This is a genomic window from Komagataeibacter ossonobensis (genome assembly GCF_057359305.1).
The window spans coordinates 1-18,079 of record NZ_JBXAYQ010000053.1 but is presented as its reverse complement, the minus strand read 5'-3'; the positions used below and the strand labels follow the sequence as shown (position 1 = coordinate 18,079).

Below are 18,079 nucleotides of genomic sequence, written 5' to 3'. Positions count from 1 at the left end.
GCTGGATACGGATAGACGATCAAACGTTATGCTGGCAGGATGGAAAATGTATCCTGTTTGACGACACATACCCTCATGAAGTCCAGAACAATACATCGGATCATCGGGTAGTGTTGCTTATCCAGTTTGAACGGCCCACATACGGAGTTGGCCGTCTGGTTCAGGGTATGTTTCTCAAGGTCGTTCGTCGTTCGGCATTCGTGCAGGAAGCCAAAAACAATCTTGCACACTGGCATGCCCTCCATCATGAGATGGCCCGGACAGAACGCCAAACCAGCGGACTGACTGTTTGATCCAGTCATGGTAACAACGGGAAGGCGCAGAATGATAAAGTGTAAAAAGTGCGGTGCTGATTTTTCATGTCAGCCTGAAGGTGCGTGCTGGTGCATGGAAAAGCCCCGTGGCCTGCCGGTTCCGACGGATGATCAGGCAGGGTGCCTCTGTCCTGTTTGTCTGGATGCCCTGACGAACCAAGGCCCTGAGACCGAAAGAAGATCATCTGGCAATAGCCAGTAACCCTTCAATATCCAGACTGCTTTCCATGGTGGAAGCAACGGTTTCAAGGGCGCGTTCCACCCGCGCTGTGTAATCCAGTCCATCGGAGCGTGCGCCCCATCTGTCCAGCCATGCCGCGCGTTGGCCAGTCATGTCAAACAGACGGTGCACATAGCAGCCTGCAATACGACCGTCCGGGCTTATTGCTCCGTCCAACCGTCCGTCGTCGCATCTGATTAGGGGCATGACCCGGTGATGTGATCGAACTGTTTCCCCACAATGAATTTCGTAGCCACTGAATCGCGCGCTATCGGAAAGCGTCATGCCTGAAGTCTGGTTGATCTGCTTGTCACGGGTCAGAACGGTATCAACCTCCAGAAGTCCAAGTCCTGGTATCGTGGTCGGGTTCCCTTCTATTCCGTCGGGATCATTTATGGTCTGTCCCAGCATCTGATAGCCACCGCAGAGACCGAATACATATCCACCCCGCCTGACGTGTCCCGCCAGATCAATATCCCATCCCTGCCGCCTGAAAAATTGCAGGTCTGCTATTGTCGCCTTGCTACCAGGAAGGAACACGACATGCGCGGACGCGGGAAGGGGCTGCCCGGGCCGGATCCGTGTGATCTTTACATGCGTTTCACCTTCCAGCGCATCAAGATCATCGAAATTGGCAATGCGGGGCATAAGGGGGACGGCTATCTCGATCCGTGAGGCCGCGGAACAGTCAACATCTTCAGGAATACTGTCTTCAGAAGGCAGTTCACGTATACTGTCTATCCAAGGAAGAACGCCAAGCCCCTTCCAGCCGGTAAACTTTTCTATGAAGTCATACCCAGATTGGAAAATGCTGGCGTCTCCCCGGAGGCGATTAACGATGAATCCCTTGATCAACTCACGGTCATCTGGATCAAGAACAGCATGGGTACCGGCGAGTGACGCGATAACGCCGCCCCGGTCTATATCGCCGATCATGACGACCGGAACATTCGCGGCTCTGGCAAAGCCCATATTGGCGATGTCGCCCTGACGTAGATTGATTTCCGCCGGGCTGCCCGCGCCCTCGACAATCACGAGATCGGATTGGCTACATAATGTCCTGAAGGCGGTCAGAACCTCGGGCAGGAATGCGGCCCGGCCACCGATAAAACTCGAAGCGTGCAGGTGTCCTTTTGCGCGTCCACGGACGATAACCTGCGCTGTATGATCACTTTCCGGTTTCAGAAGGACCGGATTCATAAGGGTGGAAGGGGCAATACGGCAGGCCTGCGCCTGAAGTGCCTGCGCCCGACCGATTTCACCTCCATCTACCGTCACGGCGGCATTGTTCGACATATTCTGGGGCTTGAAAGGCCGGACCGTCAGGCCACGGTTAGCGAAAACCCGGCATAAACCTGCCGTCAAAACGGACTTTCCGACATCGGATCCCGTGCCCTGCAACATGATCGCTGTCATGGAATCAGCCGCAGTCCGTAGCGCTCTTGATCGTGTCGGCAGGCACAAATCGCTCCATGCCTTCGTGACCCCAGGCTGCCATGCGAAGCAGTTCGATATGCATGCGCGCGCGACCACGTCTTGTAGCGGGTATTTTCAGATTTTCCGGTGTTCCATGTTGACGAACATGGGCCTGGAATGTGCCTGAAACCTGCAGGTCTTCCTCCATGCCGAATTCCTCAAGCAACGGCAGAAAGGATAGATCGGCAAGCCGGTCATAATCATGGGAATCATCATCGGACGGTCGGAACGGTGCCGCCGGATGAAGTGTCAGGAAAGGCTGCCAGCCTTCCGGAATGGGATCGAGGGCGGAGCAGGGTCGTTTCAACCTCACCAGTTTTGGCAGCAGGTGGGTATGGGCGCCGAGCGGAGAGTCTCCATCAGGTGCGGGAACGGGTTGGTAGACCTCCAGTCTGCCAGCAGGTGAAAGCATGACCCTGTGGGGCTGGACTTCCATCAGAAGCGCAAATGCTGCTGTGACGACGGCCAATGGGTCATCCGTGTCAACAGCAAGGGCTTCGACCAGGCGGGCATTTTCTGTCCTTACGCACATCCGGACCCGGCCCACGCCAATTCCAAGATCAATCAGCCACGCATCACGATCCTCTGGTCGGACAGCGTCCGCATCCTTTCCCAGAACCTTCAGGGTATGCTTCGCGGTCAGTTGTAACGGGCCGCATAACGCCATGCTATGCCGCCAGCGTCTGCCTTTTCCGACGAGAGAGTCCCACGCAAGGGCATGCAAGGGTTCGCTGGGACTAATGCGTATGGCACCGCGTTGGGTGACGATCTCCAACCCGTCAGGACATGGGGTGAGGCAGACCCTATCATCCGGAACATGATGGAATTCGCCGATCGCACCAAATGTTCCAATGCTCCAGCCGTTACGGAGATCCAGCGCCAGTGAAGTCAGCATGGAGGGCGTGATACGTTTCATCGGAAATATCCTGTGATTCATCAATCAGGCTGAAAATAACAGCAATCCTGACAGGATACTGAAAGATTGAATGCGGGTTGACAAGAACACCCCATCCGATCAGAACCGTTCCGACGGTGTCCCCTTTCGGGGGGATGAAAAGGGAACAGAGTGCGGATTGCGATCCAATGCTCCGGCTGCCCCCGCAACTGTAAACGGTCTGTCCTTGCATTACCGGATGTCATGATCCGGGCCACTGGAAACCGCGGTTTTCCGGGAAGGTTGTGCAGGACGCTACGCCGTGAGCCAGGAGACCTGCCGTCATGATGGTTGCGACCGGGAACTGTCGGGCGGGGTGTCCTGACGGTGTGGTGTTACAGGATTCCGTGCAGATCGGAAATCCTGTGGCAGCGCGCTCTCGTGGCAACGATGATGTGACCGCGAGACCTGAACCAGATGATCCTATTCCGTAATCTGCTGATTGCTTCCACCACGTTGATGACCATGGGGGTTGTAGTGGCGCGTGCCGATGATTCAGTCAGACAGCACGCGCCGCAAAAACAGTCCGCCAACCAGTACGTCATCGAGAATAAAAAATCGAAAGCCGTTGTTTCGTTGGGGGATACGGGTCTTCCCGAACTGATCAGCGTCAGTGCCGCCCGTCGGCCGACCTCCACCGATGATATCGGCACCAGCATGACCATCATCACGGAAAAGCAGATCCAGACCCAGCAGCGGCGCAGCCTGACGGATATTCTGGCACGCCAACCGGGCCTGAACGTGGTCCAGACAGGCGGCCCAGGGGGCACGTCATCCATTTTCATGCGTGGTAATAATTCCAACGAGGTCAAGGTCCGCCTGGATGGCATGGACATCAATGACGGAAGTTCCACCAATGGCATGTTCGATGCCGGTCAGTTTGTAACCGACGGCATGGGCCGGATCGAGATACTGCGTGGGCCTCAGAGCGGCCTGTACGGCGCCGACGCCATGGCGGGGGTTATCGACATTACCACGGCACAGGGGCAGGGCCGTTTCAAGCCGTTTGTCCGTATCGAAGGCGGTGGGTATGGTACCTTCAATCAGACCTTTGGCGCACGCGGCAGCAAGGGACGTTTTCATTATAATGTAGAATTCTCCCATTACCGGATGGACGGGTTCAACAATATCCCTTCCTATATCGAGCGTTATTATGGGGCCAACCGGCAGCAGCGGCATGAAGGCAACCGGAATGACAACCGTGGCGTCAATATCAGGCTGGGTTATGACGTCACCCATAATTTCGATCTTGGCCTGACCGCACGGCTGATACAGAGCAATTATCATTCCTACTCTCTGTATGACCTGCAAAGTGAAAATCTGTATGGTGATAAGGGTGTGCGGGAACAGAACAACCAGAACGAGGCCATCGTGCGCGGGACGGCCCATCTGGTTTCCTTTCACGGGCTTTTTGATCAGGTGCTTGGCCTTGGCTACATGACCAACCGCAACCGCTGGACGGAGACGGGCACGAGTTACGGCAGCCCGGTCAATCCAGACCCGGATTATTACCGTTCCAGCCGACTTAAGGTGGACTGGCACGGCACGTTCAATTTCAAGCAGTATGGCCAGCTTCTGATCGGTGCCGAACATTTCCATGATACGTTCAATACCAGCCATACGGCCTCAAGCATGTGGGACAGCGGATACGATACATCCGCCAGCATGGATACGACCGCAGGTTACGGGCAGTATCAGGGGAACTGGAACCATATTCTGTATGGTGCGGCCAATATTCGCTATGATGCCAATTCGCGCTACGGCAACCACGTGACATGGCGCGTGGCCCCGGCAATCCATGTGCCGGGCACCGGAACCATCATCAAGGCCAGCGCCGGTTCCGGTTTTCATGGTCCTTCGCTGTATCAGTTATTCGCAAATCAGGTGGGTGTGGGTTATTCGGAAAAGGGCAATCCCAACCTGAAGGCGGAACAGTTGATCGGCTATGACGCGGGTGTTGAGCAGAAACTGCTGCATGACCGTCTGAATTTCGGCGCAACCTGGTATGACAACCGGGTCAGGAACCTGATCCAGTCCTCGCTTTCGATTGATTCATCATATGACTACAACTACTCATACGCCAATGTGGCGAAGGCGCGGATGTATGGTGTGGAAGCCTTCCTGAACTGGAAGGCGCTGAGCAATCTGGAATTTAACCTGAGCTATACCTGGACCCACGCCCGGGATGAGACGAACGACGTCCAGTTGCAACGCCGTCCCCAGCACAAGTTCAATTTCAATACGACATGGACCCCCATTCGCGACCTGACCTTTTCGGGCAATATCCTGTATACTAGTGGCTGGCGTGATCTGCCGGTTATTGGCAGCGAGTCCTGCAGCACATGCGCCAAGGGGCATGGTTATTTCACCATCGACGTGGCTGCCAATTACAAAATCAACCGCTACGTTTCCGTCTATGCCCGCGCCGACAACCTGCTGAACCGCCAGTTCGAGGACCCCATCGGCTATCTGCAGCCTGGTCGCGCCGGTTATGGCGGCTTCATGCTGAATTATTGACATGAAAAGCGTGGTCGCAGGGATGATGGCGGGTTTCCTTGCCTGTGTCCCGTTGGCACCGGCATGGACTCTCCCGCGCGTGGCTTCGCTTAATCTCTGCACCGACCAGTTGTTGCTGCTGCTGGCCGAACCGGGCCAGATCGTCGGTATTACGCCGCTCGCCCGGGATTGCTGGAGCGCGGTGCTGTGCGAACAGGCACGACAGGCTCCCGTATTGCGACCCACGGCGGAAAGCATCGTGGCATCCCATCCCGATGTCGTGCTGGGTGGCATCTATACCGCGGCCGTCGCGATGCAGGCGGGGCGGGAAGGGGGCGCACAGGTTGTAGCCCTGCCACCCGCCAAATCCCTGACGGATATTCCGGTCCAGATCATGACGGTCGCCAACGCCATCGGCGTTCCTGAGCGTGGGCAGCAACTGGCTATGGCCTTTGCCACGCGCCTGGCCTCCCTTTCAGTCGAGCGCAGTGCCACCGATCCTACGGCGGCCGTCTATGCTGCCAACGGCTTTGTCACCCATAAGGGCTCGCTTCCGGATGATGTCCTTGCCCATGCCGGCTTTCGTAATTACGCAACGATCATGGGGCACCAGTCATCTTCCCGTTTTTCCATGGAACTGCTGATTGCACGGCCACCCGATCTCCTGATCCTTGACCGTTCGGGGAAGGGAACGTCCCTTGCACAGTCCATGCTGGATCACCCGGCGTTGAAGCAGGCCTTTGCCGGGCCGCATCATCTGGATCTGCCCGCACGGCTTTGGTTGTGTGGCCTGCCACAGACACTGGATAGTGTCGTCATGCTGCGTAACGCACGGCACAACCTTGAAATGTCCGCCCCATGAAACCTGCCCATCAAACCATGCTGCTGAACGTCATGCTTCTGGCTGGTGTCATGGGGCTGTTTGTTACCTCGCTCATGTGGGGAGAAACCCGCATCATGTTTTCACATGCACTGGAGGACCTGCTGGCCGGGCGGCATACCGCAGGCGCGATCATTGTGGAGCGCCTGCGCCTGCCGCGTACCCTGCTGGCCATCCTGGTGGGCGGGACGCTTGGCCTGTCGGGGGCGGTTCTGCAGGGCTATCTACGCAATCCGCTGGCCGATCCCGGCATCCTGGGGGTATCAGGTGGAGCGGCACTTGGGGCGGTCAGCGTGTTCTATACCGGCCTCATGCAGGTGTCCATCGCGGCCCTGCCGCTGGGTGGGCTGACGGGGGCGCTGTGTGCGGCGGCCGTGCTGATGGGACTGGTGGGACGTGGTGGCACGCTGGTGTTGCTGTTGGCGGGGGCTGCACTCAGCAGTTTTGCCGCAGCCCTGACAGCACTGGTGCTGAACCTTGTGCCCAGCCCCTATGCGTCATTCGAGATCATGCACTGGCTCATGGGGTCGTTGACGGACCGGACCTTTACCCATGTCTGGATCTGCTTGCCGGGTGTGGTGTGTGGCACGCTGCTCATGCTGTCCGCGGGGCGTGCGCTGGATGCGCTGACATTGGGGGAGGATGTGGCCGCAAGCCTTGGCTTCCAGCTGCATGGCCCGCGCGGCGTCCAGACGCGTATCGTGCTGGGCGCGGCGCTGGCCGTGGGCTCATGCGTGGCGGTTTCAGGAGCGATCGGCTTTGTGGGACTGGTGGTGCCGCATCTGTTGCGGCCGCTTGTGGGATTCCAGCCGTCGCGGTTGCTCTTGCCGTCATTTCTGGGGGGAAGTCTGCTGCTGCTGCTGGCGGATATGGTGGTACGTCTGGTGGCGGTCGGGCCTGAACTGCAACTGGGCGTGCTGACCGCGCTTGTCGGGGCTCCAATCTTCTTCGCCCGCGTCATTATGCTGAAAAGAACCGTGTCATGATCCTGCTCCAGGCACGCGACGTGTCGCTCCGGCGCGGGGATCGGGCTGTTGTTTCGGCCGCGTCACTGACTCTTGCGAAGGGGCGGGTCATTGGCCTGGTCGGGCCGAACGGCGCAGGCAAAAGCACCTTCATGCGTCTGCTGACGGGGCTGGAGACTCCCGACTGTGGGGATGTCCGGCTTCTTGATCGCGACATGAGCCAGATCCCACCCGCGCTGCGTGCCCGACAGCTTGCTTTCATTCCGCAGGATGGGGGGACGCCGCCACCCATGCCGGTGCGTGCGCTGGTCGCGCTCGGACGCCTGCCGCATGGGCAGGCGGGCGATCATGCCGTCCGTCACCCGGCGGTGGGCCACGCCCTTGATGTCACCGGCTTGCAGGACCTGTGCACCCGTCCGGCCAGCCACCTGTCAGGCGGGGAGCGGGCTCGCATGAATCTGGCGCGTGCGCTGGCGACCGATACGCCGGTCATACTGGCGGACGAGCCGATCGCTGCACTCGACCCGGCGCATGCCCTATCCATGATGCAGCTTTTCCGCCAGCAGGCAGGGCAGGGAAAGGGGATCGTCGTCGTGCTGCATGATCTGGTTCTGGCGACCCGTTTCTGCGATGAACTGGTGCTGATGGATGATGGCGCCGTCATCCGCCATGGCCCGGCCCTGCAGGTGCTGGATGATGATATCATGCGCGTCGTGTACGGCGTAACGGTCCGACGGGTCGAGGACGCGGTCCTTCCGTGGTCCCTGTGCCGCTAACGTGTGCGGCCCGCTGGGACATCCTGCCCATGACACCTTGCGTCCGGCCGCCCGGTTCGGGCACAATGTTGTCTTATCAAGTCGATGGTCCCACGCGAGTGGGTTAATAGGGAACGCCGTCACGCTCCGGCCGGGTCATGAACCCGGGAGCCAAGTCGGAGGCTGCTCCCGCAACTGTAGGCGGTATGCCGCCGGTTCATTTCACCCGGACGGGGTGAGTCACTGTTTCCGAAAAGGAAATGGGAAGGCAGAACCGGCTGGCCATGATCCGTAAGCCAGGAGACCTGCCATCGTCATATATCAAGCCGTCGGACGGGATGTGCCGAAGGCGGGAGAAGCTTAATGCCGGTATGGCAGAAAGCCGCGTGCCATGATGGCACGGCCGAAGGCGTGCCTGCGCGCCAGTATTCCATAGATCACTTCCCGAATACCGCCAGACTGCTTACGGCGACACTTGGTTTTCCCGATGCTGATGAGATGCGTGGGGTGCGATGCCAGCACGCGGCAGGCATTTCCCATATCGCTACGGCCAATAGCCCATGGCGGGACAGAGTCGTGCAGACTGCCCGCATGTTTGGCGTGGGCACCGACAATACAGTCACAGCCTGTGATCCGATGCACGGCAATTACAGAAAGCCCATCCTCAGACCGGGGCAGGCGTTCCATCTTGCGCGCAACTGGCCCCGCGACGCATTTCTTGCAGCGGAACAACTGGGTATCAGCACCCGGCCTGTTCTGCTGGGGCCGGTCAGTTTCCTTGCGTTATGCGGCATGACAAAGGGAGACAGTGTCGGCCAGGGACTGATGCGCCTGCTACCCGCCTATATTGAATGCTTCGAACAACTGAACAACGCGGGATGCTTCTGGATCCAGATTGATGAGCCAATCCTTGCCCATCCTGGCCTGCCCGCAGCCACGCTGACCCATATGGACGTTGCTTGGCATGTCCTCAGTGAAGCATCAAGGGCCACGTCACTTGTTCTGGTCGGGGGCGGCGGGGGCTTCGGGCGACATCTTCCTTTTGTGCTGCAGCTACCTTTTGGCGGCCTGCATGTGGACGTTGTGCATGGCTATCGCGATTTCCCGTATGTCCTGCAGCATTTCCCGGCGTATCGCTGGCTCTCGCTGGGGCTGGTCGATAGCTGCAGCGCGGCGCCTACCCACATCGGCATGGCGCACGGCATCGTGGAACAGACGCTGCGTTCGCATCGGCCGGATCGTCTCATGATCGCGCCATCGGGTGCGTTAAGTGACAGCAATGCCCTGACCGATCCGGACATTACGAACGTCCTGCCGCAAAAAATGTCCGAAATCGTGGCCGTGGCCAGCCGACGCACGATAGCACGTCGCAGCGCATCCATCCGCGACTTTTGCGAAAATGATATCCGTTTTGTCCCATGCGCTGATAACAGCGTGAGACATTGAAAATATCATGACAGGAAATACATCGGAAGCAGCCATCCCGGATGGGGCTGCTTCGCCACATCCGGATATCCGTCGTGTCCGCAGCAATCCGGATTTCTGGTATCCGGTTGCATGGTCGCGTGAACTTCGTCGGGGCAGGACAATTGGCGTACGGTACGCGGGGCAACCCATCGTGGTGGTCAGGCCCGAGGCCGGGGCCATCTTTGCGCTGGATGATGTTTGCCCCCACCGGCAGTTACCACTCAGCAAGGGAGAAGTGTGTGGAGATTTCATTCGCTGTGCATACCATGGACTGAAATACAGTCGGCGTGGCCAGTGTTTTTCCCCCGGCATGAAGCTGGAAAATGAACCGCCACGACTGCGGACATGGGCATGCCGGGAGAAGGATGGCCTCATCTTTGTGTTCATGGGGGATCTGGAAAAATCCGATAGCATTGCGCTGCCGGACTTTCCGCGTGTCCGTGACCCCCATTACCGTACCCGCCGGTTTGGAAAAGTCGTGCAATGTCACTACAGCTTCATGCATGAAAACCTGATGGACATGAACCACCAGATCCTGCACAGCCGACTGGTCGGAGGCATGAAACCACGGTTTCTAGGCATGGATCGGGGAGAGGATTTTGTGGAGGCCCGCTATACCTTTGCCCGCACGTCTGGCAGGCAGCCGCTGAGCGAGGCTCTGATTTACGGGCAGCGTCGCAAGGATGGCCGGGATTTTGCCTATCGGGATGTCATGACCATCCGCACGCAGTATCCCTATCAGACATTGCGGATCGAGACGGAGGGGATTGATGAACCGGTCATGGAACTGTGGATTGCATATGTGCCACAGGACCGGGAAGAATTGATCAACCGGGTATTTGGCCTGCTCTCCATACGCAGGTTGAAAATACCATTTTTACTGGATCTGGCGTGGCCGCTGCTGATCGCCTTTACGGAGCGTGTTTTCACAGAAGATCGCGAAATTGTTGAACTGGAGCAGCAGGCCTGGCGGGAGCAGGACGGCGACCGGAATCAGGAGGTCTTTCCAGTTATCATGGCGCTGCGCCAACTGCTTATCCAGAATGGTATGCCGTCCCAGAAAGACGTAGGATAATAAACTGATAGATGCCCATGCCCCGTCTCAAGGCGCATGGGCATCTTCTCCTGACCAGGCACCACGCAGATCAGGTGCTCATTTTGCAGTTCGGGCCGATATGACCGCTATAAGGAAGCCATGTCTGTGTCTGTCCGAACATCGGAATCCCGAGATAGCCCCGTAACTTGAGTTGTCCGGACTGGTTAACCCACATGCGCGCTTGATACACATGATTGGTATTGGGGTCGAGAATGGACCCGTTCCACCGGTCTGGTTGATCCGGATCCGGCACGAAGTCCCGCAGCATGGGCAACCCACATTCCGAACGGCCCGTCTGGTCGCGTGGGATGTCATCACTATAGTTCAGGCCAACCAGCTTTCCACACAGATGGTCGCCACACCGTGTGATCTCGAAAACACCCTTGTGATTTCTGGTGACCCATTGCCCCAGAACGGCGGGCGGAACTGTTGTCGCTGGAGGAACTTGTGCGTGAACAGCAGCCCCTCCAATCATGATACTGAGTATTAGCGAGACACAGGTTGCTTTTTGCGCAATATTCATGATGTGTCTTTCGTCGCTTCGTACATGACTAAAATTATGGGACATCGGCGGATCTATCGGGGAATTCGGATCGAAAAGCGCATGATTGATGCCCCGAGATGCGCGCCATGGGAATGAGCGGCGAGGGTGCTATCTACGCCATGGACGTTTTCCATGATAGCCTTGTCGCGCCTGCTGCCCATTGCTGCACCGGCTTGAAGGGCCCAGTAAGGGTCTTCAGCAACATGCGGGCGTCCCGTGCCGGTTGTCAGAAACGCGCCGGTCCCGCGATGCTGCATCACGATGTTTCCGCCAGAAACAGGAAACATGGGGGGCATTGATCGGCCGCATTGGTCTTCCCATGACGCATGGGAAATCTCCTGCCTTCGGTGCATCCCGCCCGACGACGTGGTTTGCAGACGATGGCAGGTCTCCTGGCTCACGGATCATGGCCAGCCAGTTCATGCCTTCCCATTCCCCAAGGGAAACAGTGGCTCACCCGCAGGTGAACGAACTGGTGGCATACCGCATACAGTTGCGGGAGCAGCCGCTGACTGGCTCCCGGAACAGAATTGTCCAGCCAGAGCGTTACAGCGTTCCCTTTTAACCCGCTCGCGCGGGGCCATCATCAATCAAGGGTCTCATTCCATTATGCGCGAAGTGAGAGGAACGCCCAATTCCTCGAAACGCGATGCCGGCCTGCATGGAACGAAGAGCTTGTTGATGCCAATCAAACTTGTCGCTCCGATCCAATAAGTGTAGGTCACTCAGTGTCTTCATCTTCGAAACACGCGGGCGGGGATACGCGCCCGCGCGTTAGCCACTATGTTGTCAATCAGGCGTTCGGGCTTGATGCGCTATACAAGTGCATGGCGGCGTCACGCGCGCCAATTGTCCATTGCGCGGAAATATAGGCCTGAAGCAAGGCCATGAGCGCCTCGACCCCGTGCGTGTCCGATAAATCGCGGGCTGTATCCACATAGGCGAGAGCTTCTAATAGCAGGGGCGAAAACAGTTCCTCAAGATAGTCGCCCCGCGCCTTCGGCGCAGCGGGTAATCGGCCAGCGGAAGGTACCAGACGTAGGAATGTTTCAAATCCATCCGCACGAATGCGGTCTTCCGGATTGGGGGCAGGGAGTTCAGTCTTGGCTATTGCCTGAATTACATCTTCCCGCAGAGGTGCGGATTCCATAAGGCGGGATACCGAGACAGAACGCTGACGTCGCCGCTGTTGTATGAGAATAAAATCAGGCGAAGGGACGGGAGAGGCCATTTTTCGTTTCACCGGGAATCGGAGCGGATTAACTGGAAAGATCTGCATCGGACAGGCCTTCTTGAGTCAGGATGCGAGCATCCTCGTCACGCCATGCCGCGATCATGTCTGGGTTCTGACTGAGCCATCCAATTCTCTCGGCACAATATACAGGAACTCTGAATTTCTGGCCGCGCTGATTGTTCAGGATTGTTCCTGTCTGGTGCAGGCGCCCGTCTCGTGTCCAGAAAAGACGCTCCTGGTTGGTGATCCCCAGAATCCGTCGAACCTGTCGCGGCGTAAACGGACGAAAAGACAGCGCGGTGATCTGTTTTTCCACCGAGCTGGCAATAGCCTCCAGAGCATCTGTCCTTTCACGCATAATGGCGGCTATAAAGCGGGCGAAAAGCTGTTTTACCTCTGGCAGCCGCAGGCGAAGGGACGAGGATTGATCCAGACAGGCCGCAATAAGCATCCGAATTGCAACAACCGGCTCTGGCTCCGTAATGGTCGCCATTAGGCGCGACGCAATGGAAGGGGGTACCATGCTCATATCTGTGTTCATGGATATTTCTTTTTATCAGAATAAAACGTAGGTACCTGTGTCCTGGGGTCAGGAAAGTACATGCGAATTATAAGCCGCAGGCCGCGAGGTCTGTTGCTAAGGTTGCCTTACGAAGCCGGGATTCATTCAAGCACAGGCTAACGATCCGCATACATATGGAGGCTTGATAGATATATCGATACGCGAAAGAACGCGTCATAGCTGATCTCCTGCCACCGGTCGGTCCCGCCCGGTAGCACGGTTTGCGACGGTAGCAGGTTTCCTGGCTCACGGATCATGGCAGCTCGGTCCTGTCTTCCCACTCCCTTACTGGAAGCAGTGACCCATCTGATCGGACATCAGATGATCGGATCCGGCTACATACCGCCTACAGTTGCGGGCGCAGCTACCGACTGGCTCCCGGATCATCGCAGATCCCGCCAGAGCTTACGGTATTCCCTATTAATCCGCTTGCGCGGCACCACCGACATAAAAGCTGGTCGCAATATGCGTCAGATTTCGTGATCTACGCAATATGGATTTTCCAAAAAACCTGCGATGAAAGAGCATGGTATCCTTCACACAGACGGGAAGCTGGCAGACTTGCACTGCTCGCGGGCGTGCGTCACACTACCTCTACATCAAAGGCCCCGTGCGAACGGGTTAATAGGGAACGCCGTGCGTTCTGGCAGGACTTATCAGGGTCCGGGAACAAGTCGGTGGCTGCCCCCGCAACTGTAAGCGGAGAGATACCGGATCGTATGTCCTCTTAATCAGGACCCGTCACTGGCTATGCTCAACAGGCCGGGAAGACAGAACCGATATCAAGGACCCGTAAGCCAGGAGACCTGCCTTTGTGACGTAACCAGTTCTATCGGGCGGGGCGCCCGACAGACGGAGTGGCGATCATGTCTTCTGTTTTATCTGCTGCGTTCCCCATCCAGCGTGTTCTTTCCTGACCAGTTCTGAAGAATTACATCCATTGGCCAATGGCGTGTCGCGGGTCTAATCCCGTCAAACGCTACAAGGGGAACATGAGAAATGCGTACATATTTTGGCGGCAACCAGCGAAATGGCACAGGTCGATCTTATTTCGGATCGGAGAGCCTGACTCCCGCACAAAAACGGGCCATTCTGTCCCTGCCGAAAGACGGGGGGTATGGAACCTTGCTGGATGGAGGAAGCATCAGATCATCTCTCGTACTGATGGGCTTTATTGCAGGTGGATGTTCTGCGCGATGGGGGATGGGGCGTTCCCGCCTTACCGCACGCGGTCGGGAACTGCGACACAAACTCGAAGGCTGCGGATCTTAGAATCCTGTCGGAAGTATGCGTTGTGAGATAGGAACAGAGAATTTCTACGATACAGAGATCGCCGACCGGTTGGTCCACGGACAAATTTTCAGCGTTCACCATGACTTTATTTCGTGTCTCCGTCGTGAACTCCGGGACAGGAGAAAGACGCATCGACTCACCTGTCGGCACTAAAAAAGTGACTGCGTCAGGCACGGATCACGCTATCCATCTGTCGCCAGGTCCAGCAGTGCTTATCATTTTCTATTCTTTTTGACCCCGTACAGTCAGGCATGTCTTGACTCACTGATTCATACCCGCGAGTTCTATAAAATCGCGTAAATATTGAATGTCTTCATCCGTCTCGCGATGACCAAGAAAGATCTGTTTCGCAATACCGTTTATACCAAGTTTAACAGGATAAAGCTCAAAGCGAGAGGCATATTCTTCGACAAGCCATCGTGGAAGTGCTGCAACACCGCGGCCATGTGATACCATGACAAGCATGATATCGGTCGTTTCTATCTGCTTCTGCTGTCGCGGGGCTATGCCTGCGGGTTGCAAAAACTGCGTATAGATATCGAGGCGCTCTGACGGTACGGGATACGTAATCAGTATTTCGCCAATGAGCTGATCTGGCAATATATACTGGGCATCTCGCAAAGGATGATGGGGGCCTACAACCAGCACCAGTTCATAGTCAAAAACCGGCGTAAATTTAAGGCCTGGCTTGTAGAGCGGATCAGGGGTCACAAGAATATCGATCTCGTTGCTGAATAGCGCACCTATTCCGCCAAACTGAAATTTCTGGCGCACATCTACATCTACCTTGGGCCATCTTGCCAGATAGGGCGACACTACTTTCAAAAGCCATTGATAGCAGGGATGACACTCCATCCCGATGCGAAGCGTTCCGCGCTCGCCAAGGGCGAACTGTTCAAGCCGATCTTCTGCCAGCGTGAATTGTGGAAGGAGACGATTGGCAAGAGACAGGAGCCACTCTCCCGCCTGAGTGAGCACGAGAGAGCGTCCTTCACGTTGCCATATCTTCACGCCAAGCTGGCTTTCCAGCTTGCGGATGGAATGACTAAGCGCAGGCTGGGTCAGATTGAGGCGCGCTCCTGCAGCCGTCAATGAGCCTTCGCGCGCAACTTCCTGAATGATCGCCAAATGGCTGCGCTCAAGAATACTCATGTTCTACGCACCATATATGATTGCCGTTTATACATCTATGAAAACATATCATTTTTCTTCATATATCCGAAACCCTATCTTCCAGAAGCCATACATCATCTGGATAAATCTTCATGGTTACGACCCATAATCTCGGCTTCCCTCGCATCGGCTTCAAACGTGAACTCAAGTTCGCCCTTGAAGCTTACTGGAAAGGCCAGTCTTCCCTCGCCATGCTGGAGCAGGTTGGCACGGAACTACGCGCACGCCACTGGCGGGATCAGGCTGGTCTGGATTTCGCACCTGTCGGTGATTTTTCCTTTTACGATCAGGTGCTGGACACGAGCTTCATGCTTGGAAACCTGCCCACCCGTGTGCGTGACTTCCATGGTGACCAACTCGATAATTATTTCCGGGTTGCCCGCGGTCGCTCGGCAACGGTTGTTGAAGAAAAGCCCGGATGCTGCGGCGGTGTCGCCGCCGGTGAAATGACTAAATGGTTCGATACAAACTATCATTATATCGTTCCGGAATTTGATGCCGAGACGACGTTTACCCTTGATGCTTCGCGGTTGGTGAGCCAGTTGGACGAAGCGCGGAAGCAGGGTATCCGGACGAAGCCGGTCATTATCGGCCCGATAACCTATCTTGCACTCGGTAAGGCCAAAGATGGTTCGGACAAGCTGGATCTGCTGCCGCGACTGTTGCCCGTATATGCCAGACTGCTCGATGCGCTTGCTCAGACGGGTGCCGGATGGGTGCAGATCGATGAGCCGGTTCTGGTAACGGAACTGGATGCATCGTGGCAGAACGCTTTCGTGCAGACCTATCAGGCGCTTGATACCCGCCGGGTCAAACTGCTGCTGGCCACGTACTTCGGTCAGCTGCGCGAAAATCTGGCCCTGGTGAGCAGGCTCCCCGTGCAGGGCGTGCATCTCGATACCATTAATGCGCGGGAGGAGGTCGCTGAACTGGTAAAGACGAGCCCGCCAGATCGGATAATTTCCCTCGGGATCGTCAATGGCCGAAATATCTGGAAGACGGACCTGGAAGCGACGCTGGACTGGCTGGAACCTGTGGCAAAGCTGCTGGGAGACCGGCTCTGGATCGCGCCGTCCTGTTCCCTGCTGCACGTGCCTGTGGATCTGGCGGCCGAAGAGAAGATGGACGCCGAGATCAGCTCGTGGCTGGCTTTTGCCGTGCAGAAGCTGGACGAAATCCGCGTGCTGGCCCTTGCTCTTGACCGGGGGCGTTCTGCTGTGACGTCAGAACTGGTTACCAATCGGGCTGCGCTGGACTCACGCCACAGTTCGCCCCGCGTAAACAATCCGGATGTAAAAAAAGCCATTGCGGCCATCACTGAATCGCTTGGCCGTCGGATGAGTGAATTTGGGGCTCGCGCAGCAAAACAGGCCGCACTGCTGCAACTGCCGCTTTACCCGACCACCACCATCGGCTCTTTTCCCCAAACTAGAGAAATCCGTCTCGCGCGCAGTCAGTTCAAATCCGGAAAAATTGACGAAGGAACATATAAGGCAACCATGCGTCGTGAAATCGAACATGCGGTGCGCGAGCAGGAAAAGCTGGGTCTGGACGTGCTGGTCCACGGCGAGGCGGAACGCAACGACATGGTCGAATATTTCGGTGAGCAGCTTGAGGGGTATGTGTTCAGCCAGAATGGATGGGTTCAGTCCTACGGTTCGCGCTGTGTGAAACCGCCGATCCTGTTCGGAGATATCAGCCGCCCCAAGGCAATGACGGTAGAGTGGATCAGCTACGCAGCATCCCTTACCGATAAACCAATGAAAGGCATGCTGACTGGGCCAGTCACGATTCTTAACTGGTCCTTTGTCCGAGATGACCAGCCGCGCTCGGCCTCATGCTTTCAGCTTGCGCTCGCCATCCGGGATGAGGTCCTGGATCTGGAAAAGGCTGGCATTCGCATCATCCAGATCGACGAGGCTGCCTTGCGTGAGGGCCTGCCGCTGCGCAAATCGCAATGGCAGGACTATCTGACGTGGGCGGTGGAGGCCTTCTGCATTGCAGCCAATGGTGTCGCTGATGAAACCCAGATCCACACACATATGTGTTATTCAGAGTTCAACGACATTATCGCCGCCATTGCTGCCATGGACGCAGACGTTATCACCATTGAAACCTCGCGCTCCGACATGGAGTTGCTTGATGTCTTCGAGACGTTCAACTACCCGAACCAGATTGGACCGGGGGTCTACGACATCCACTCACCCAACATCCCCACCGAAGCGCAGATGGTTACTTTGATGGAGAAAGCGAATGAGCGCATTCCAGCACAACGTCTGTGGGTGAATCCGGATTGCGGGCTCAAGACGCGCCAGTGGAACGAGGTCATCCCGGCACTCGTCAATATGGTACGCGCGGCCCGCACGCTGCGGGAGAAGTCGGCCTGAACCGCGGACTACACGTGGCGGACGCTGCAGTCGGGTGATTGTATCAAAGCTGTGACCATTCCCTGACGATAACATGAGAGACTGGTCGCACGTCACCGGAAAGCAATGCGTCTGACCGGCTCTCGCTATCAGGGACCGGGAAGACGCCCGGCATAGCTTTCGTCCATTCGTACTTATCGGTACAAAGCCATTGTTGGCATAACAAATATTATAGAACGTCTTGTGTTCTAAGATAGAGAGGGTACGATATTTCCCATGAGACGGCAGAACTAATCTCCCCCGG

14 protein-coding genes and 5 riboswitches are annotated in these 18,079 nt (G+C 56.7%); of the genes, 8 read left to right on the top strand and 6 right to left on the bottom strand.

The window, feature by feature from the left end:
* A partial coding sequence (locus tag AC1RQ9_RS16905) for an aspartyl/asparaginyl beta-hydroxylase domain-containing protein (RefSeq protein ID WP_485987899.1) occupies positions 1 to 293 on the top strand: 293 nt, incomplete at its 5' end.
* Between the two features lie 202 nt (positions 294 to 495).
* Here AC1RQ9_RS16905 and AC1RQ9_RS16900 read toward each other — a convergent pair.
* Together AC1RQ9_RS16900 and AC1RQ9_RS16895 are read right to left on the bottom strand one after the other, a co-directional pair.
* Positions 496 to 1,950: a cobyric acid synthase gene (locus AC1RQ9_RS16900; protein ID WP_014106887.1), complete on the bottom strand. Its 1,455-nt coding sequence runs from the start codon at positions 1,948 to 1,950 to the stop codon at positions 496 to 498.
* 4 nt (positions 1,951 to 1,954) lie between these two features.
* Complete coding sequence (locus AC1RQ9_RS16895) at positions 1,955 to 2,926, bottom strand: DUF6925 family protein (RefSeq protein ID WP_227744510.1); 972 nt, start codon at positions 2,924 to 2,926, stop codon at positions 1,955 to 1,957.
* Positions 2,927 to 3,023: 97 nt separating this feature from the next.
* Positions 3,024 to 3,242, top strand: a riboswitch (cobalamin riboswitch).
* Between the two features lie 119 nt (positions 3,243 to 3,361).
* Here AC1RQ9_RS16895 and AC1RQ9_RS16890 point away from each other — a divergent pair.
* The 6 genes from AC1RQ9_RS16890 to AC1RQ9_RS16865 all read left to right on the top strand — a co-directional run bounded on the left by AC1RQ9_RS16890 (position 3,362) and on the right by AC1RQ9_RS16865 (position 10,582).
* On the top strand, positions 3,362 to 5,461 hold the full coding sequence (locus AC1RQ9_RS16890; protein WP_010516556.1) for a TonB-dependent receptor plug domain-containing protein: 2,100 nt from the start codon (positions 3,362 to 3,364) through the stop codon (positions 5,459 to 5,461).
* A 1-nt stretch (position 5,462) separates the two neighbouring features.
* Complete coding sequence (locus AC1RQ9_RS16885; protein ID WP_485987898.1) at positions 5,463 to 6,302, top strand: ABC transporter substrate-binding protein; 840 nt, start codon at positions 5,463 to 5,465, stop codon at positions 6,300 to 6,302.
* A 17-nt stretch (positions 6,303 to 6,319) separates the two neighbouring features.
* Positions 6,320 to 7,306, top strand: coding sequence for a FecCD family ABC transporter permease (locus AC1RQ9_RS16880; RefSeq protein ID WP_407927274.1), 987 nt, complete (start codon positions 6,320 to 6,322; stop codon positions 7,304 to 7,306).
* A complete protein-coding gene (locus tag AC1RQ9_RS16875; protein ID WP_014106883.1) occupies positions 7,303 to 8,061 on the top strand; it encodes an ABC transporter ATP-binding protein in 759 nt (252 codons plus the stop codon). The genes AC1RQ9_RS16880 and AC1RQ9_RS16875 overlap by 4 nt, the downstream gene beginning before the upstream one ends.
* Before the next feature lie 68 nt (positions 8,062 to 8,129).
* Positions 8,130 to 8,367: riboswitch (cobalamin riboswitch) on the top strand.
* Between the two features lie 36 nt (positions 8,368 to 8,403).
* Positions 8,404 to 9,486: a uroporphyrinogen decarboxylase/cobalamine-independent methonine synthase family protein gene (locus AC1RQ9_RS16870; protein WP_014106882.1), complete on the top strand. Its 1,083-nt coding sequence runs from the start codon at positions 8,404 to 8,406 to the stop codon at positions 9,484 to 9,486.
* Between the two features lie 7 nt (positions 9,487 to 9,493).
* Positions 9,494 to 10,582: an aromatic ring-hydroxylating oxygenase subunit alpha gene (locus tag AC1RQ9_RS16865; protein WP_014106881.1), complete on the top strand. Its 1,089-nt coding sequence runs from the start codon at positions 9,494 to 9,496 to the stop codon at positions 10,580 to 10,582.
* Between the two features lie 70 nt (positions 10,583 to 10,652).
* Here the strand turns inward: AC1RQ9_RS16865 and AC1RQ9_RS16860 are convergent, their stop codons facing one another.
* The 4 genes from AC1RQ9_RS16860 to AC1RQ9_RS16845 form a co-directional block, all read right to left on the bottom strand.
* Entirely contained in the window at positions 10,653 to 11,126 is a 474-nt protein-coding gene (locus AC1RQ9_RS16860; protein WP_023524204.1) for a DUF2147 domain-containing protein, read from the bottom strand.
* 386 nt (positions 11,127 to 11,512) lie between these two features.
* Positions 11,513 to 11,747: riboswitch (cobalamin riboswitch) on the bottom strand.
* Positions 11,748 to 11,940: 193 nt separating this feature from the next.
* Positions 11,941 to 12,426, bottom strand: a complete 486-nt coding sequence (locus tag AC1RQ9_RS16855; RefSeq protein ID WP_014106877.1) for a hypothetical protein — start codon at positions 12,424 to 12,426, stop codon at positions 11,941 to 11,943.
* A complete protein-coding gene (locus AC1RQ9_RS16850) occupies positions 12,407 to 12,922 on the bottom strand; it encodes a hypothetical protein (protein WP_193713745.1) in 516 nt (171 codons plus the stop codon). Before AC1RQ9_RS16850 ends, AC1RQ9_RS16855 begins: the two co-directional genes overlap by 20 nt.
* Positions 12,923 to 13,157: 235 nt before the next feature.
* Positions 13,158 to 13,402, bottom strand: a riboswitch (cobalamin riboswitch).
* Between the two features lie 127 nt (positions 13,403 to 13,529).
* Positions 13,530 to 13,771, top strand: a riboswitch (cobalamin riboswitch).
* Positions 13,772 to 14,497: 726 nt separating this feature from the next.
* A complete protein-coding gene (locus tag AC1RQ9_RS16845) occupies positions 14,498 to 15,388 on the bottom strand; it encodes a LysR family transcriptional regulator (protein WP_014106875.1) in 891 nt (296 codons plus the stop codon).
* Positions 15,389 to 15,501: 113 nt separating this feature from the next.
* Here AC1RQ9_RS16845 and metE point away from each other — a divergent pair, with 113 nt between their 5' ends.
* Entirely contained in the window at positions 15,502 to 17,796 is a 2,295-nt protein-coding gene (metE, locus tag AC1RQ9_RS16840) for a 5-methyltetrahydropteroyltriglutamate--homocysteine S-methyltransferase (protein ID WP_171791245.1), read from the top strand.
* The last annotated feature ends 283 nt before the right edge of the window (positions 17,797 to 18,079 follow it).

What these genes read in the sequence shown, in the direction of transcription:
- AC1RQ9_RS16895 (WP_227744510.1), bottom strand. Translation starts at nt 2,926, where the DNA reads ATGAAACGTATCACGCCCTCCATGCTGACTTCACTGGCGCTGGATCTC.
- AC1RQ9_RS16890 (WP_010516556.1), top strand. Translation starts at nt 3,362, where the DNA reads ATGATCCTATTCCGTAATCTGCTGATTGCTTCCACCACGTTGATGACC.
- AC1RQ9_RS16865 (WP_014106881.1), top strand. Translation starts at nt 9,494, where the DNA reads ATGACAGGAAATACATCGGAAGCAGCCATCCCGGATGGGGCTGCTTCG.
- AC1RQ9_RS16880 (WP_407927274.1), top strand. Translation starts at nt 6,320, where the DNA reads ATGCTGCTGAACGTCATGCTTCTGGCTGGTGTCATGGGGCTGTTTGTT.
- AC1RQ9_RS16845 (WP_014106875.1), bottom strand. Translation starts at nt 15,388, where the DNA reads ATGAGTATTCTTGAGCGCAGCCATTTGGCGATCATTCAGGAAGTTGCG.
- AC1RQ9_RS16850 (WP_193713745.1), bottom strand. Translation starts at nt 12,922, where the DNA reads ATGAACACAGATATGAGCATGGTACCCCCTTCCATTGCGTCGCGCCTA.
- AC1RQ9_RS16860 (WP_023524204.1), bottom strand. Translation starts at nt 11,126, where the DNA reads ATGAATATTGCGCAAAAAGCAACCTGTGTCTCGCTAATACTCAGTATC.
- AC1RQ9_RS16885 (WP_485987898.1), top strand. Translation starts at nt 5,463, where the DNA reads ATGAAAAGCGTGGTCGCAGGGATGATGGCGGGTTTCCTTGCCTGTGTC.
- AC1RQ9_RS16875 (WP_014106883.1), top strand. Translation starts at nt 7,303, where the DNA reads ATGATCCTGCTCCAGGCACGCGACGTGTCGCTCCGGCGCGGGGATCGG.
- metE (WP_171791245.1), top strand. Translation starts at nt 15,502, where the DNA reads ATGGTTACGACCCATAATCTCGGCTTCCCTCGCATCGGCTTCAAACGT.
- AC1RQ9_RS16900 (WP_014106887.1), bottom strand. Translation starts at nt 1,950, where the DNA reads ATGACAGCGATCATGTTGCAGGGCACGGGATCCGATGTCGGAAAGTCC.
- AC1RQ9_RS16870 (WP_014106882.1), top strand. Translation starts at nt 8,404, where the DNA reads ATGCCGGTATGGCAGAAAGCCGCGTGCCATGATGGCACGGCCGAAGGC.
- AC1RQ9_RS16855 (WP_014106877.1), bottom strand. Translation starts at nt 12,426, where the DNA reads ATGCAGATCTTTCCAGTTAATCCGCTCCGATTCCCGGTGAAACGAAAA.